The 14,189-nt window shown below is 54.9% G+C and carries 20 protein-coding genes; all 20 read left to right on the plus strand.

Annotated features, from left to right (window positions below; translation table 11 throughout):
• Positions 1–96 precede the first annotated feature (96 nt).
• Positions 97–537, plus strand: coding sequence for a DinI-like family protein (locus BH714_RS23885; RefSeq protein ID WP_020883599.1), 441 nt, complete (start codon positions 97–99; stop codon positions 535–537).
• Between the two features lie 123 nt (positions 538–660).
• On the plus strand, positions 661–864 hold the full coding sequence (locus BH714_RS20410; RefSeq protein ID WP_020883600.1) for a tail protein X: 204 nt from the start codon (positions 661–663) through the stop codon (positions 862–864).
• On the plus strand, positions 855–1,076 hold the full coding sequence (locus BH714_RS20415) for a phage holin family protein (RefSeq protein ID WP_014171693.1): 222 nt from the start codon (positions 855–857) through the stop codon (positions 1,074–1,076). Before BH714_RS20410 ends, BH714_RS20415 begins: the two co-directional genes overlap by 10 nt.
• On the plus strand, positions 1,060–1,569 hold the full coding sequence (locus BH714_RS20420; RefSeq protein ID WP_040018798.1) for a lysozyme: 510 nt from the start codon (positions 1,060–1,062) through the stop codon (positions 1,567–1,569). The genes BH714_RS20415 and BH714_RS20420 overlap by 17 nt, the downstream gene beginning before the upstream one ends.
• A complete protein-coding gene (gene lysB, locus BH714_RS20425; RefSeq protein WP_025202971.1) occupies positions 1,566–1,979 on the plus strand; it encodes an Rz-like lysis system protein LysB in 414 nt (137 codons plus the stop codon). Before BH714_RS20420 ends, lysB begins: the two co-directional genes overlap by 4 nt.
• Positions 1,879–2,124, plus strand: coding sequence for an Rz1-like lysis system protein LysC (gene lysC / locus BH714_RS23890; protein ID WP_072126476.1), 246 nt, complete (start codon positions 1,879–1,881; stop codon positions 2,122–2,124). The genes lysB and lysC overlap by 101 nt, the downstream gene beginning before the upstream one ends.
• The gene (locus tag BH714_RS20430; RefSeq protein ID WP_032678998.1) at positions 2,087–2,554 is read left to right on the plus strand and encodes a phage tail protein; all 468 of its coding nucleotides are present in this window, start codon (positions 2,087–2,089) and stop codon (positions 2,552–2,554) included. Before lysC ends, BH714_RS20430 begins: the two co-directional genes overlap by 38 nt.
• 109 nt (positions 2,555–2,663) lie before the next feature.
• Complete coding sequence (locus BH714_RS20435; RefSeq protein WP_032678996.1) at positions 2,664–3,305, plus strand: phage baseplate assembly protein V; 642 nt, start codon at positions 2,664–2,666, stop codon at positions 3,303–3,305.
• Positions 3,302–3,652, plus strand: a complete 351-nt coding sequence (locus tag BH714_RS20440) for a GPW/gp25 family protein (protein WP_040018800.1) — start codon at positions 3,302–3,304, stop codon at positions 3,650–3,652. The genes BH714_RS20435 and BH714_RS20440 overlap by 4 nt, the downstream gene beginning before the upstream one ends.
• Before the next feature lie 5 nt (positions 3,653–3,657).
• Positions 3,658–4,566 carry a baseplate assembly protein gene (locus BH714_RS20445; protein WP_040018802.1) on the plus strand — a complete coding sequence of 303 codons (909 nt, stop codon included), beginning with the start codon at positions 3,658–3,660 and terminating at the stop codon, positions 4,564–4,566.
• On the plus strand, positions 4,559–5,089 hold the full coding sequence (locus BH714_RS20450; protein WP_040018803.1) for a phage tail protein I: 531 nt from the start codon (positions 4,559–4,561) through the stop codon (positions 5,087–5,089). The genes BH714_RS20445 and BH714_RS20450 overlap by 8 nt, the downstream gene beginning before the upstream one ends.
• A gap of 11 nt (positions 5,090–5,100) precedes the next feature.
• On the plus strand, positions 5,101–7,284 hold the full coding sequence (locus BH714_RS20455) for a tail fiber protein (RefSeq protein ID WP_040018804.1): 2,184 nt from the start codon (positions 5,101–5,103) through the stop codon (positions 7,282–7,284).
• A 1-nt stretch (position 7,285) separates the two neighbouring features.
• Complete coding sequence (locus BH714_RS20460) at positions 7,286–7,708, plus strand: tail fiber assembly protein (protein WP_040018806.1); 423 nt, start codon at positions 7,286–7,288, stop codon at positions 7,706–7,708.
• Between the two features lie 124 nt (positions 7,709–7,832).
• Entirely contained in the window at positions 7,833–9,020 is a 1,188-nt protein-coding gene (locus tag BH714_RS20465) for a phage tail sheath protein (protein ID WP_025202978.1), read from the plus strand.
• An 11-nt stretch (positions 9,021–9,031) separates the two neighbouring features.
• Positions 9,032–9,550: a phage major tail tube protein gene (locus BH714_RS20470; protein ID WP_014171681.1), complete on the plus strand. Its 519-nt coding sequence runs from the start codon at positions 9,032–9,034 to the stop codon at positions 9,548–9,550.
• A gap of 56 nt (positions 9,551–9,606) precedes the next feature.
• On the plus strand, positions 9,607–9,915 hold the full coding sequence (locus tag BH714_RS20475; protein WP_014171680.1) for a phage tail assembly protein: 309 nt from the start codon (positions 9,607–9,609) through the stop codon (positions 9,913–9,915).
• Positions 9,916–9,947: 32 nt separating this feature from the next.
• On the plus strand, positions 9,948–10,067 hold the full coding sequence (locus BH714_RS20480; RefSeq protein WP_014171679.1) for a GpE family phage tail protein: 120 nt from the start codon (positions 9,948–9,950) through the stop codon (positions 10,065–10,067).
• Entirely contained in the window at positions 10,060–12,507 is a 2,448-nt protein-coding gene (locus BH714_RS20485; RefSeq protein WP_040018808.1) for a phage tail tape measure protein, read from the plus strand. Before BH714_RS20480 ends, BH714_RS20485 begins: the two co-directional genes overlap by 8 nt.
• Positions 12,508–12,518: 11 nt before the next feature.
• Positions 12,519–12,983, plus strand: coding sequence for a phage tail protein (locus BH714_RS20490; RefSeq protein WP_014171677.1), 465 nt, complete (start codon positions 12,519–12,521; stop codon positions 12,981–12,983).
• On the plus strand, positions 12,980–14,134 hold the full coding sequence (locus BH714_RS20495; RefSeq protein WP_040018809.1) for a phage late control D family protein: 1,155 nt from the start codon (positions 12,980–12,982) through the stop codon (positions 14,132–14,134). Before BH714_RS20490 ends, BH714_RS20495 begins: the two co-directional genes overlap by 4 nt.
• The last annotated feature ends 55 nt before the right edge of the window (positions 14,135–14,189 follow it).

The following is a 14,189-nucleotide window of genomic DNA, read 5'->3' on the forward strand; positions in this document are numbered from 1 at the left end:
CATGTACATACCTCGCATGGTTCTGATTTTTTGCTTCACTCTTTTTATGAATACATGCTACTGTATGTTTATACAGTATCTCGTGGTGGAGGTTGTGTGGACAGAGAGTTGAACGAGCAAGTCATGATTGAACGCGTCGAGATGATTGCGCGGCTGACGACAGAAGGAACGTGTCAGGAAAGAGATCGTGAAATTGCCCTGAATTTGATCGCTGAGATTGCGAGAGGAAATTTAATCAGGAACAACGCGTTTACCGTGGTTTTCTCGGCATCACCCGTTCCGGACAGAATCAAAAAAGAGGCCAGCGTGCGGGTGAACATTACCCTGGATAAGGATCAGCTTATTGGTCCGTCCGTCGTGGAGGCGTTTCAGGACGAATTAACCCGCAGGATAAGATCCGTGTTTCCGTCAACGCTGGTTACCGTCAAAAAAGGATCCATGACCGGCGTGGAGTTGCAGGGGATTGAAAGAGAGGCCGATCGCGAAGCGCTGGACAATATCCTCCGGGAAGTCTGGGAAGACGAGAGCTGGCGCTAGGCCCTCTGCCATCTCGCGGGCAGTCTGTTGTGTCCGCGATTGTCCATCCTGCAGCAATAGCAAAAAGGGCGCCAGCGCTGGAAACTCAACGGTACCTGGAAATCCGGATGTTGGGAGCGTCTGATGAAAATCTATGCAATGCAGGGGGACACGCTTGATGCCATCTGTGCCCGTTATTATGGGCGCACGGCAGGGGTGGTTGAAACCGTTCTGAACGCCAATTCTGGCCTCGCGGAGTTGGGGGTCATCTTACCTCATGGCACGCCGATAGACATGCCAGAGGTTGATAGCGCACCGACTAAAGAATCAGTGAACCTATGGGACTGAGTCTTGAGAAAATCACCACGTTTATCGCCTACTGGCTGGCCGTAGCGCTGGCCTGGTTCGGGGCGATGTCTCCTGAAAAAGTCGCGCTATACGTGGGAAGCCTCTGCGCCATTTTTACCGCGCTGACGAATTACTGGTTTAAGCGGAAAACCTATCGCTATCTGACCTCTCTTGGACTCGATAAGAAGAGTATTCGTGAACTCAATCATTAAGCGTTGCAGTGCCGCGGGCGTACTGGCCCTGGCGGTGCTGATGCCTGACTTCCGGTTACTGAACATCTCACCGGAGGGGTTGGCGCTCATTGCTGATCTCGAAGGGTGTCGCCTGTCGCCTTATCGTTGCAGTGCGGGCGTATGGACATCAGGCATTGGCCATACGTCAGGCGTCGTGCCGGGACGGGAAATTACGGAGCGTGAGGCGGCAGAGAACCTTGTTGCCGACGTGATGAACGTTGAAAGACGGCTGGCGGTATGCGCACCGGTGGAGATGCCACCCCGTGTCTATGATGCGCTGGTGAGTTTTGCCTTTAACGTTGGAACAGGGGCTGCCTGCCGTTCCACGCTGGTGTCATTCATAAAGCGTAAACAGTGGCCGCAGGCGTGCAATCAGCTTACCCGCTGGGTGTACGTCAATGGGGTCAAAAATGCCGGACTGGAAAACCGTCGAGCTCGTGAGAAGGCCTGGTGCCTGAAGGGGATGCCATGAAACCTCTCCTGCTGGTACTGGCTGTTCTGCTGGCCATCACGCTGTGGTTTCGTCATGACAACGTGAACCTGTCCCGCTCTCTTGCTAAAGCCAACCAGATCGCCCGCGATCAAAAAAACACTATCAACACGCTGCTTCAGCAGTTATCCGAAGCACAGCGGATTGCCAGGTCGAACGAAGATGCGCAGGTCAGGCTCCGCGAGGATCTTGCTGCCGTCGGCGAGGAGATGGCACGACGCGAAGCGGCTATCGGGAAATGGGTAAATGAAAATGAAGAGTTACGCCGCTGGTATAACGCTCAGCTGCCTGATGCTGTGCGCAGGTTGCACACCCGCGCCGCCTGCGCCTCCGCAGCACATTGTTTACAACGCCTGCCCGAAGGTGAGCGCCTGTCCGATGCCGGGCAGTGAGCCCATCACCAACGGCGATCTCAGTGCTGATATTCGTCGGCTTGAGCATGCCCTTATCGCCTGCGCGCTGCAGGTCGAAACCATAAAAGACTGTCAGGATAAACTCGATGCACAAACTCAACAGCCTGCGTCAGGCATTAATTGACGCCGTTCCTCAACTGAACGCTCACCCTGATCATCTGCAGATGTCGGTGGGGAGCGGAAATATTGACGCCCGCCTCGCGTCCTCGCTCTCCTTTGAAAAAAAGTATGAACTGAAAGCGAATATCAGTAGCTTCGCCGGCGACAGCGAGGGGGTCTTCGTCCCGGTACTCGCCTGGCTGCGTGATAACCAGCCAGATATTTTTACCCTCGATGACGGGCGAAAAAACGGGTTTCTCTTTGGCGTCACCATCAACGACGATGGTACGGCGAATATCAGCTTTAGCCTGCAGCTCACCGAGCGCATTCTTGTTTCGCAGGAGCAGGGAACGTTGCATGCCACCTATTCCCCGGAGCCGCCGTTACCAGAGCCCGTCACACGTCCGCTGGAGCTGTACATCAACGGTGAACTGGTCAGTCAGTGGAAAGCGTAAGTTCACCGCGCTGATGGCTGTCCAGCCATCAGCGTGAACGATTGTTGTTTCATCCCGCATAAAACCCCGTCTCGTTGCTGCCGATCCCCCTGAAGGGCATTCTCTTCTCATGAATACACTCACTTCCATGCACGGTATCGCTCGCGCGATCCGTAACCTGATTCGTATCGGTGTTGTCACCGATGTTGACCTCAACAGAGGGCTCTGCCGCGTCCAGTCCGGAGGGATGAAAACCACCTGGCTGAACTGGCTGACCTGTCGCGCCGGCCGTTCGCGCGTGTGGTGGGCACCGTCCGAGGGAGAACAAGTGCTGCTGCTGGCCATCGGCGGTGAGCTTGATACCGCCTTCGTGCTGCCAGGTATCTTTTCCGATGACCACCCGGCGCCGTCAGGTTCCCCTGACGCACTCCACGTCTCGTTCCCTGATGGGGCAGTTATCGAGTACGAGCCCGGGAGCGGAGCACTCATGGCCGCAGGCATTAAAACGGCTGACATCACAGCCTCTGAATCACTCACCGCCACCGTACCGGTGGTCCTGGTGAAGTCTGAGACGCGCATCACCCTGGATACACCTGAGGTGGTGTGTACCAACAAGCTAATTACCGCCTCTCTTGAAGTGCAGAAGGGCGGGGTAATGGCCGGCAATATTGAGCATTCCGGCGGTAAATTCACCTCCAATGGGGTGCAGGTGGACAACCATGCTCACGGCAGTGTGCAAAGCGGCGGAAGCTGGACTAAGGGGACGCAATGACGGTGCGCTACAGGGGAATGAACAGTCAGACCGGGCTCAGCATTTCAAAGGCTGAACATATCAGACAAAGCGTGCGGGACATTCTGGTCACGCCGATTGGCTCGCGGGTGATGCGCCGCGAGTACGGTTCACTGCTGGCGGCAATGATCGACAGGCCGCAGAGTCCGGCGCTGCGCCTGCAAATCATGGCCGCATGTTACTCCGCTATCCAGAAATGGGAGCCGCGGATCAGCCTGACGGCCATCACTTTCGAACGTTCGGAGAATGACGGGACGCTGTATGTCGATCTCACCGGCACCCGCCAGACCTCCGGACATTCCTTTTCTATCACTATTTCATTGAGTTAAACGCTATGGCTATTGTTGATCTGAGCCAGCTCGCCGCGCCGGATGTCGTGGAGGAGGTGGATTACGAAACGCTGCTGGCAGAACGAAAGGCCACTTTTGTCTCGCTCTATCCCGAAGAAGAGCAGGAGGCAATTGCACGAACGCTGACGCTTGAGTCAGAGCCGATTGTGAAACTGCTGCAGGAGAATGCGTATCGGGAAGTTATCTGGCGCCAGCGCGTTAACGAGGCCGCGCGTGCGGTCATGCTGGCCTACGCCACCGGTAGCGATCTCGACCAGCTTGGTGCTAACGCTAACCTTGCGCGTCTGGTGATAACGCCTGCCGACGACATGACGTTTCCGCCCACGCCGGCAGTGATGGAGTCTGACACCGACTTTCGTTTGCGCATCCAGCAAGCCCCGGAAGGGCTGAGCGTGGCGGGATCGACGGGGGCTTATCAGTTCCATGGTCGCAGCGCGGATGGCCGGGTAGCGGACATCTCTGTCATCAGTCCTCAGCCTGCGAACGTTACCGTCTCCGTGCTGTCCCGGGAGAATAACGGCGTGGCGTCTGAAGAGCTGCTGGCCATTGTGCGCAACGCGCTGAACGATGAGGACGTCAGGCCCGTTGCCGATCGTGTGACCGTCCAGTCCGCCAGCATTGTCGACTACCGCATTGCGGCTTCTCTTTTTCTCTTCCCAGGTCCCGAAAGCGAGCCAGTACTCAACGCGGCAAGGGCCCGGCTGCAGGCCTATATAACGGCACAGCACCGGCTCGGGCGGGATATTCGTAAGTCCGCCATTTACGCTGCACTGCATGTTGAGGGTGTACAACGCGTCGAACTGACCGCGCCTGCGGCCGATATTGTGCTTGATGAAACCCAGGCCTCATGGTGCAGCCAGTACAGCGTAACCGTTGGGGGAAACGATGAGTAATGCCCGATTGTTACCGGTGGGGTCGTCGCCGCTTGAGGTCGCGGCGGCGCGCGCCTGTGCCGACATTGAGAATACCCCCGTCCCGCTTCGTCACCTCTGGAATGCCGACACCTGTCCGGCAAATCTGTTGCCCTGGCTGGCGTGGGCGTTTTCGGTTGATCGCTGGGATGAAAACTGGCCGGAGGCCACCAAGCGCGATGTTATCCGCAATGCATGGTTTATCCATGCACACAAAGGAACGATCGGCGCAGTACGCCGCGTGGTGGAGCCACTTGGCTATCTGATCAACGTGACGGAGTGGTGGCAAACCAACGACCCGGCAGGCACGTTTCGCCTGGACATTGGCGTGCTGGAAACCGGCATCACCGAAGAAATGTATTACGAAATGGAGCGGCTTATTGCTGATGCAAAGCCTGCCAGCCGACATCTTATCGGCCTCAATATCATTCAGGATGTTCCGGGCTATCTCTATACCGGTGCCCTGAGCTATGACGGCGACATCATCACGGTTTACCCCGGATAAGTGAGAGCACAATGACAGTGAAGTATAAAACGGTTATCACCAAAGCCGGCGCCGAAAAACTGGCTGCCGCAACCGTCCCGAACGGGAAGAAAGTGAATTTTACGGCGATGGCGGTGGGTGATGGCGGCGGGCAACTCCCGACGCCAAATGCCAGCCAGACGAAACTCATCAATGAGGTCTGGCGTCATGCGCTGAACAAAATCAGCCAGGACAAAAAGAATAAAAATTATGTCGTGGCGGAGCTGCTGATCCCTCCTGAGATCGGCGGGTTCTGGATGCGTGAAATGGGGCTCTATGATGATACCGGGACGCTGATTGCTGTCGGCAATATGGCTGAAAGTTACAAACCTGCACTCGCTGAAGGATCTGGACGTGCGCAGACTGTGCGTATGGTCATCATGGTGAGTGATATCGCCTCCGTCGAGTTGACGATTGACACCTCAACGGTGATGGCGACGCAGGATTACGTCGACGACAAACTTGCCGAGCACGAGCAGTCCCGACGCCATCCTGATGCTTCTCTGACGGCAAAAGGTTTTACTCAGCTCAGTAGTGCGATCGACAGTGTCTCTGAAGTCGTTGCCGCGACGCCAAAAGCGGTGAAGGTCGCGTATGACCTGGCTAAAGGGAAATATACTGCTCAGGATGCCAGCACGGCACAAAAGGGTATCGTCCAGCTCAGTAGTGCGATCGACAGCGTGTCTGAGGTGCTGGCCGCAACGCCTAAAGCGGTAAAGGCCACCTATGACCTGGCCAAAGGGAAATATACGGCTCAGGATGCCAGCACGGCACAAAAAGGTATCGTCCAGCTCAGCAGCGCCATTGACAATGTATCTGAGACGCTGGCCGCGACGCCGAAAGCGGTGAAGACTGCTTATGATCTTGCTAAAGGGAAATACACCGCTCTGGATGCTACTACGACACAAAAGGGCATCGTTCAGCTTAGTAGCGCAGCCGACAGCGCATCTGAGGCGCTCGCCGCCACTCCGAAAGCCGTCAAAACAGCTAATGATAACGCTGTAGCCGCAAATCGTAATGCCAGCGAACGCGTAAGTAAATTTGGTGACAGCATGAGCGGTACGCTCAATCTTGATGGCGTAAAGCAAGGAGTTTATCTGCAATCTGGACTGAGTAATGGCATGCGCGGTGAAAAAAACTACCTACGAAAAATGCGTGGTGGGGAAGGTGATACTATCTGGCATGAGACGGTACAACAGGGAAATTGGCGTCTTGCAACTGGTTCGACAGACGGTCAGGAGGAAATCAATCTCAGTACTGCAAACGGGTTACGTGCACGACTCGAAATCACCTCCTTGAATGCAAATGGTATGCGTATTGCTTACGGTGACTATGGCACCTTTTGGCGCAATGATGGCGCAAACCTATATCTCATGCTAACGAACAAAGGTGATAAATTTGGTGGCTATAATTCGCTGCGCCCTTTGTGGGTGAGCCTTGAAACCGGTGCGCTAAATTCCGCTTCGCCGCTATCTGTTAATAATACGATTTATGCTGGAAAAGAAATTACGGCGGGTTATAGCGGAAATTATGCATGGGTCGAGCAATATAATACTAAAGCGCCATTTTTCAATTTATACAGTACAGCCGGGACAAGCGAATATCACCCAGTTTTAAAACAACAGGCAACCATTCAGGGGGTAAACTCTTGGGCATTTTCAATGGGCTCCCTGGTAAGCAGTAGCGTTCTTTCATGGCATTTACATATGAAAGGGAGTGGAGGTCAGGACGTTAATTATAAATGGGATACTAGCGGTAATTTTATTGCACCAGGACAGATTATTCCAGGGAGTTTTACTAATTTCGACTCCCGTTATTACACCAAGGGACAAAGTGATGCCGGTTATATGGCAAAAACTTCTGCCTATACAAAAGCCGAAAGCGATGCGCGGTACAATCTTAAAAATACAGCCAGCAAGGCGGCGAGTGGTTGGGAGAAAGATAACTCGACAGGAATTATGAAGCAATGGGGTGTGGCAACACGGAGTGCGGATTCAACACGTATCGCTTTCCCTACGGCATTTCCTAATGCTTGTTTGAGTGTGCAGTTAACACTGCTTTATACCAATGGATTCCACGATCAGAATATTTATGTTCAAAACCCTGATAAATCAGGTTTTACCTATGTTGCTGGCAGTGGTGAGGTTAAAGTTTATTTCGAGGCGAGAGGCTATTAATATGAGTTATGTTTATTGTCCCATTACCCGGGCTTTTTATAACGATACTCTTGAGGCAGACTATCGTTCCGCCGGCACCTGGCCAGATGATTATGTAAAAGTGATCGATGAAGATTATGATTCGCTTATGGCCGGGCAAACCGAGGGAAAAGTGATTGTCTCAGATAAGAACGGCTATCCCGTGCTTGCGGAACCGCCAGCACCCACGCATGAAGATCGTGTTGCTCTGGCGCATTCTCAAAAAACATCCTTAATGCAAGCGGCAAATGACATTATCACTCCGCTTGAGGATGCCTCCGAGCTAGGCATTGCTACCGAGGAAGAAGCTGCCGCGTTGTTACGCTGGAAGCGGTACCGGGTAATGCTAAATCGGGTTGATGTTACCACCGCCCCGGATATTGAATGGCCAGAACGCCCTGCCTGACCCCAAACCCTCCATCCGGAGGGTTTTTCGTTTGTTGTGTAATCCTTTCTCCAACCCCAATACGTCGCATCAATCGTGCGCTCCACAGACAATAGCCTCACCACTAAACGAAGGAGTTAAACGGATGGGCGACTATCATCACGGCGTGGAAGTCATCGAAATCAACGATGGCACCCGCACCATTTCTACCGTCTCGACGGCAATCATCGGCATGGTCTGTACGGCCAGCGATGCGGACGACAAGACATTTCCTTTAAACGAGCCTGTGCTCATTACCAACGTGCAAACCGCGATTGCGAAAGCCGGGAAAATGGGGACGTTGTCCGCTTCCCTGCAGGCGATTGCCGATCAGTGTAAACCGGTTGTTGTTGTCGTGCGTGTCGCTGAAGGCACCGCTGATACCGCTGAGGAAGCACAGAAAGAGACTATCTCTAATATCATCGGTACAACCGATGAAAACGGTAAATATACCGGTCTGAAAGCGCTCCTTACCGCGAAAACGGTCACTGGCGTTAAGCCACGTATTCTCGGTGTTCCGGGGCTGGATTCGCAGGAAGTGGCGACCGCGCTGGCCGCCATGTGCCAGAGCCTGCGCGCGTTTGGCTATGTCAGTGCATGGGGTTGTAAAACCATTTCAGCCGCTATCGATTACCGCAAAAACTTCAGTCAGCGCGAGTTGATGGTAATTCACCCTGATTTTCTGGCGTGGGATACCACCACCAACACGACGACCCACGCCTGGGCCACTGCACGTGCTCTCGGCCTGCGCGCCAAAATCGACCAGACGATTGGCTGGCACAAAACCCTGTCCAACATCGGCGTTAACGGTGTCACAGGTGTAAGCGCCTCCGTGTCCTGGGATCTGCAGGAACAAGCGACCGATGCGAACCTGCTTAACCAGGCCGGCGTCACCACGCTTATTCGTAACGACGGCTTCAAATTCTGGGGCAACCGTACCTGTTCAGACGATCCGCTCTTCGTCTTTGAAAACTACACCCGTACCGCGCAGGTGTTGGCCGATACCATGGCCGAAGCACACGCATGGGCAATGGATAAACCCATTACGCCAACGCTCATCCGCGACATCGTTTCCGGTATCAATGCCAAATTCCGTGAGCTGAAAACCAACGGCTATATCGTTGATGGCACTTGCTGGTATGACCCGGAATCAAATGATGCATCGACCCTGAAAGCAGGGAAATTGTACATCGATTACGACTACACCCCTGTCCCGCCGCTGGAGAACCTGACCCTGCGCCAGCGCATCACCGATACCTATCTGGCAGATCTGTCCGATTCGGTTAACAGCTAAGGAGCTGAAGCATGGCGTTACCACGCAAACTTAAATATCTGAACATGTTCAACGATGGCCTGAGTTATATGGGCGTTGTTGAGTCTGTCACCTTACCGAAGCTCACCCGCAAACTGGAGAAGTATCGCGGCGGCGGTATGCCGGGCTCGGTCTCTGTCGACCTCGGCCTGGACGATGATGCCCTGGCGCTTGAGTGGACCATTGGCGGTCTGCCGGACGTCGCGCTGTGGGCACAGTATGCCTCTCCGGGCGCGGACAGCGTGCCTCTGCGCTTTACCGGCTCCTTCCAGCGTGACGACACGGGCGAAATCTCCGCCGTCGAAATCGTCATGCGAGGCCGTCATAAAGAGTTTGATGGTGGTGAAAACAAGCAGGGCGAGAGCGGCACCACCAAGATGTCCACCGAGTGCGCTTACTACCAACTGACCATCGATGGCAAAGAGATCATCGAAATTGACATCATCAACATGGTGCTGAAAGTCGACGGCGTCGATCGTCTGGCGGAACACCGTAAGGCGATTGGCCTGTAAACCTTTAACCGGCCGGGACTGCCGGCCGGTAAGTTAACTTTCTGAAGAGTAACGAAATGGAAAATATCAACGAGACCGTCATTAACGAAAGCGAAAACCCGAACACCATTACGCTCGATACCCCCGTTCTGCGCGGCGAGCAAAAAATCGAAAAGGTGACCGTCGCAAAACCCAACGCGGGGACCCTGCGTGGGGTATCGCTGGCGTCGCTGGCACAATCTGACGTCGATGCGCTGATTAAAGTGCTGCCGCGAATGACCTCTCCGGCCCTGACCGAGCATGAGATTGCGCGTCTGGATGCTTCCGATCTGCTCTCTTTTGCGGGCAAGGTGATCGGTTTTTTGTCACCGGCTTCGGCTCGCTAACATTTCCCGAAAACCTGTCGGTCGATGATCTGATGGCGGATATCGCGGTGATCTTTCACTGGCCGCCGTCAGAGCTGTACTCGCTGAGCATGACCGAACTCCTTATATGGCGCGAAAAGGCGCTGCAGCGAAGCGGAAACTACCATGAGTAATAATGTCAGACTTCAGGAGTTGCTTAAGGCAGTCGACCGGGCAAGCCGACCGCTTAACGCTATCCAGAACGCCAGTCTCTCTCTCGCGGCCAGTATCCGCGATTCTGAGGCGGCGTTGCGCGCGCTTGATGAACAGGCGGGCCGCATTAACGGCTTCAGAAAAGCCAACGAACAGCTCGCCGTGACGGGGCAGTCTCTTGCCCGGGCGAAACAGCAGACCGCGGCACTGGCGCTCCAGCTCAAAAACACCCAGAACCCAACCCGTGACCAGGCGGATGCGCTGGCGGCAGCCCGCCAATCTGCCGCCGCGCTTAAGCTTGAGTACAACAATTTACGCCAGTCGGTGCAGCGCCAGCGCGGTGAGCTGGCGCAGGCAGGGATTAATACGCGCACGCTGTCGTCAGATGAGCGTCGTTTAAGACAGGGTATCAGCGAAAAAACGCTACAACTAAATCGACATAAAGAGGCGCTTGCCAGGGTCAATCAGCAACAGGAGCGGCTTAATACCGTTCAGAACCGCTACGAGTCTGGCAAACGTGTTGCCGCGGGTGTGCAGCAGTTTGCTAATGTGAGCGCAGGAATGGCAAAGGCGGGCTTTAATCAGACGTCCCGCTTTATTGCCCCGGGAATCCGTTTTGAAAAGCAGATGTCTGCCATACAGGCAAGCCTGGGTCTGCAGAAGGGGGATACCAGGCTGGAGGCCATTCGCCAGCAGGCACGGGATGTCAGCGTCAGTACAGGAACCTCTACAGATGTTGTCACCCGGGCGCAGGGCGAGCTGGCCCGATCAGGCTATGACGCCGACGGGGTGGTGGCCGCCACTGTGCCGACGGTCAACCTCAGCCTCGCTGGGAATATTGATGCCGCCAAAGCGGTCGACATCATCCGCAGCACGCAGGCCTCGTTTAACCTGGCGAATACGGATGTTGAACGCGTTGCAGATGTCCTTACCCGCGGTTTCACTGCGTCAAATACCAGTCTCACCGAACTGAGTACCGCCGTTGCATCCGCCGCACCTGCCGCCGGAGAAGCCGGCGCCAGCCTTGAGGAGACCACCGCGCTGCTTGGTATTCTGATGGAAAAGGGGATGAAAGGGGCAGATGCCGGCGCAGAGGTTAGCGCCATGTTGAGCCGCCTGCAGACGCCGGATGGGCAGCGTTCTGCAGCGCTGAATGAACTGAAGGTGCAAACCCGGGATGGCGAGGGTAATCCACTGCCGACAGAGAATATCCTCAAGGCGATCTCTGCCTCATTCGAAAACAGCAAAATCGGTGCGGCTCAACAAACTGAATACCTGAAGGCCATTTTCGGTACGGATGCGATGCAAGGCGCAGGCGTACTGGTTTCAGCGGCTGGGAATGGAACGCTGGATAACAAGCGCCAGACACTCCAGGGCGCGAGGGGGAGCACCGCGCTGACAGCCTCGGTTCAGGGCGATAACCTCGAGGGTGATATCAGCAAGTTCCAGGCTGCATTAAACGGCCTGAAGATTGATGTCTTTGATAAGGCCGATGGTGCCCTACGCACGCTGATCTCAACCGCGACCGGATGGCTTAGTACGCTCTCTCTCTGGGTCAACGCTAACCCTGCACTGACGCAAGCCCTGGTCAGCGTGGTTATGGGCGCACAAGCCTTTGCCGGTGTCCTGGGCACGCTAGGTATGGTGGTCGCCCCCATTGTGTCAGGCCTGAATCTGGTGATAACCGCTGCCGGGATGCTGGGCACGGTATTCAGCGTAGTGGGGGGGAGCATCATGACGGTGCTGGGCGCCCTGAGCTGGCCCGTTATTGCTCTCGGAGCGGCAATTGCCGCCGGCGCTTTACTGATTCTTAAATACTGGGAGCCCATTAGCGCCTTCTTTGGCGGGGTGATTGAGGGGCTTTCTGCGGCCTTCGCGCCGCTGGGCGAGCTGTTCTCTCCGCTGTTACAGGCCTTTGGTTTCATTTCAGAAAAACTGGGCGGGATCTGGCAGTGGTTCATCGATCTGATTGCGCCGATTAAGGCGACGCAGGAAACGCTCGACAGCTGCAAAAATGTCGGCGTGGCGTTCGGTCAGGCGCTGGGAGATGCGCTAATGGCGCCGCTAAATCTCTTTAACAGCCTGCGCGGCAAGGCCAGCTGGCTGCTGGAGAAACTCGGCGTCATAAAAAGAGAGTCGGGCAATATCGACTCGGCTGTACCGAAAGAAGGCACCTCCTCTGCTGACGCCGGCAGTGCCTGGGACCCGGCGTCACCTGTTTACAGCGGCTTCATGGGATACCAGCCGATGGCAGCAGCGGGAGGACGTTCTTACATCGATCAGAGTAAAAGTGAATACAACTTCACGCTGCAGGGGAGCGCAGCCTCCGGAACGGATCTGACTCGTCAAATCCGGGAGGCTATAGAGAGCAGTGAGCAGGAAAAAGCGAGACGGCAGCAATCCAGCTTTATGTATGGTTAAGGAGAGAGAAAATGTTAATGGTGCTGGGTCTGTTTGTCTTTGAACGACGAACCTTACCGTATCAGTCAATGGTATTTACAAAAGACTACCGCTGGGCATCCAACGAACGCATCGGGAAACCCAAAGCCTGGCAGTACCTTGGCGAAGGTGAGACATCCTTTAACCTTTCCGGATTACTTTACCCGGAGCTCACGGGAGGGCGGCTTTCTCTCAAGGCGGTTGAGCTGATGGCGAATGAAGGGCGGGCATGGCCGTTGATAGACGGTACCGGCATCATTCACGGCATGTTTATCATTGAGAAAGTCACGCATACGCATTCGGATTTTTACAGCGATGGCACTGCCCGGAAAATTGATTTTACCCTGGTACTGAAACGCGTGGATGAATCGCTGATGACGACGTTTGGCGACCTGAGAACGCAGGCCTCAGAGCTGGTGGAAAGCGCACGTAATAGCATTGGAGGGCTGGTGGGATGATCACCGAAATGAATATCCGGGCAGGTGGGAAAATCGCCCCTGATTTTATGCTTAAGCTTGACGAGCGCGATATCACGCAAAATTTCAGCCATCGTCTTATCAGTTTGACCATGACCGACAAACGTGGGCTGGAAGCCGATCAGCTGGATATTCTACTGGATGATTCCGACGGGTTGTTAGACCTGCCTGCCCGGGGGGCAAGACTGTCCTTATGGCTGGGATGGGAAGGAACACCGCTCCAGCCGAAAGGGGACTTTACGATAGATGCGATTGAATTCCGGGGCACGCCGGACACGCTGACCATCCGAGGATGCAGCGCCGATTTTCGTGGGAAGCTCAACGTGCGGCGCGAACAGTCGTGGCATGACACGACGATCGGCGCGATAGTCAACACCATTGCTCAGCGTAACCGGTTTACCGCCAGCGTCGGGGCGGGACTTGCATCCATCGCCATTTCTCATATCGATCAGTCTCAGGAGACTGACGCGGCGTTTCTCTCCCGCCTGGCCGAACGTAATGGTGCATTTGTTTCAATCAAAGCCGGGAAGGTTATTTTTATGAAAGCGGGCCATGCCGTGACGGCCAGTGGCACACCGCTTCCCTTAATGATGATTGAGCGTGGAGATGGCGATCGGCACCTTTTTTCCGTCGCTGACCGTGAAAATTATTCCGGCGTGACGGCCAAATGGCTGCAAACGCGTGACCCAAAACAACAAAATACTCAATTGAGTATTGCTCGTCAGCCCGGGGGGCAGCCGACAGAAGGACTACAGCACCCGGATGCCGCTACACCGGTAGCGGGAGCAGGAGGCAAGGCAGAGAAGCCGCAAGAGAGGCTGGTGGGATCGGCGGAAAACGTTTTTGAGCTCACCACGGTTTATGCCTCTCAAGAGCAGGCGCTCAGGGCTGCAGAGGCGAAGTGGCGCGCGCTTCAGCGGGGTACCGTGAATTTTTCTATCCAGCTGGCGCTGGGACGCGCCGATCTGTATCCCGAAACGCCGGTGCTGGTCAACGGCTTTAAACGGGTCATTGACGAGCAGGCGTGGATTATCAACGAGGTGGTTCATACTCTCAGCGAGAGTGGATTTACCACGCAACTTAAGCTTGAGCTGAACGTCGCCGATGAAAAATTTTCTATCGAAAATGAGTAATGTATTTGCTATTGAGTTCTTTTCGGGTATTATAATTCACAAATTGTGAATTACG

This window comes from Enterobacter ludwigii (genome assembly GCF_001750725.1).
Taxonomy (GTDB): Bacteria; Pseudomonadota; Gammaproteobacteria; order Enterobacterales; family Enterobacteriaceae; genus Enterobacter; species Enterobacter ludwigii.

What these genes read in the sequence shown, in the direction of transcription:
- BH714_RS20410 (WP_020883600.1), top strand. Translation starts at nt 661, where the DNA reads ATGAAAATCTATGCAATGCAGGGGGACACGCTTGATGCCATCTGTGCC.
- BH714_RS20415 (WP_014171693.1), top strand. Translation starts at nt 855, where the DNA reads ATGGGACTGAGTCTTGAGAAAATCACCACGTTTATCGCCTACTGGCTG.
- lysB (WP_025202971.1), top strand. Translation starts at nt 1,566, where the DNA reads ATGAAACCTCTCCTGCTGGTACTGGCTGTTCTGCTGGCCATCACGCTG.
- lysC (WP_072126476.1), top strand. Translation starts at nt 1,879, where the DNA reads ATGCTGTGCGCAGGTTGCACACCCGCGCCGCCTGCGCCTCCGCAGCAC.
- BH714_RS20430 (WP_032678998.1), top strand. Translation starts at nt 2,087, where the DNA reads ATGCACAAACTCAACAGCCTGCGTCAGGCATTAATTGACGCCGTTCCT.
- BH714_RS20435 (WP_032678996.1), top strand. Translation starts at nt 2,664, where the DNA reads ATGAATACACTCACTTCCATGCACGGTATCGCTCGCGCGATCCGTAAC.
- BH714_RS20440 (WP_040018800.1), top strand. Translation starts at nt 3,302, where the DNA reads ATGACGGTGCGCTACAGGGGAATGAACAGTCAGACCGGGCTCAGCATT.
- BH714_RS20445 (WP_040018802.1), top strand. Translation starts at nt 3,658, where the DNA reads ATGGCTATTGTTGATCTGAGCCAGCTCGCCGCGCCGGATGTCGTGGAG.
- BH714_RS20450 (WP_040018803.1), top strand. Translation starts at nt 4,559, where the DNA reads ATGAGTAATGCCCGATTGTTACCGGTGGGGTCGTCGCCGCTTGAGGTC.
- BH714_RS20455 (WP_040018804.1), top strand. Translation starts at nt 5,101, where the DNA reads ATGACAGTGAAGTATAAAACGGTTATCACCAAAGCCGGCGCCGAAAAA.
- BH714_RS20460 (WP_040018806.1), top strand. Translation starts at nt 7,286, where the DNA reads ATGAGTTATGTTTATTGTCCCATTACCCGGGCTTTTTATAACGATACT.
- BH714_RS20465 (WP_025202978.1), top strand. Translation starts at nt 7,833, where the DNA reads ATGGGCGACTATCATCACGGCGTGGAAGTCATCGAAATCAACGATGGC.
- BH714_RS20470 (WP_014171681.1), top strand. Translation starts at nt 9,032, where the DNA reads ATGGCGTTACCACGCAAACTTAAATATCTGAACATGTTCAACGATGGC.
- BH714_RS20475 (WP_014171680.1), top strand. Translation starts at nt 9,607, where the DNA reads ATGGAAAATATCAACGAGACCGTCATTAACGAAAGCGAAAACCCGAAC.
- BH714_RS20480 (WP_014171679.1), top strand. Translation starts at nt 9,948, where the DNA reads ATGGCGGATATCGCGGTGATCTTTCACTGGCCGCCGTCAGAGCTGTAC.
- BH714_RS20485 (WP_040018808.1), top strand. Translation starts at nt 10,060, where the DNA reads ATGAGTAATAATGTCAGACTTCAGGAGTTGCTTAAGGCAGTCGACCGG.
- BH714_RS20490 (WP_014171677.1), top strand. Translation starts at nt 12,519, where the DNA reads ATGTTAATGGTGCTGGGTCTGTTTGTCTTTGAACGACGAACCTTACCG.
- BH714_RS20495 (WP_040018809.1), top strand. Translation starts at nt 12,980, where the DNA reads ATGATCACCGAAATGAATATCCGGGCAGGTGGGAAAATCGCCCCTGAT.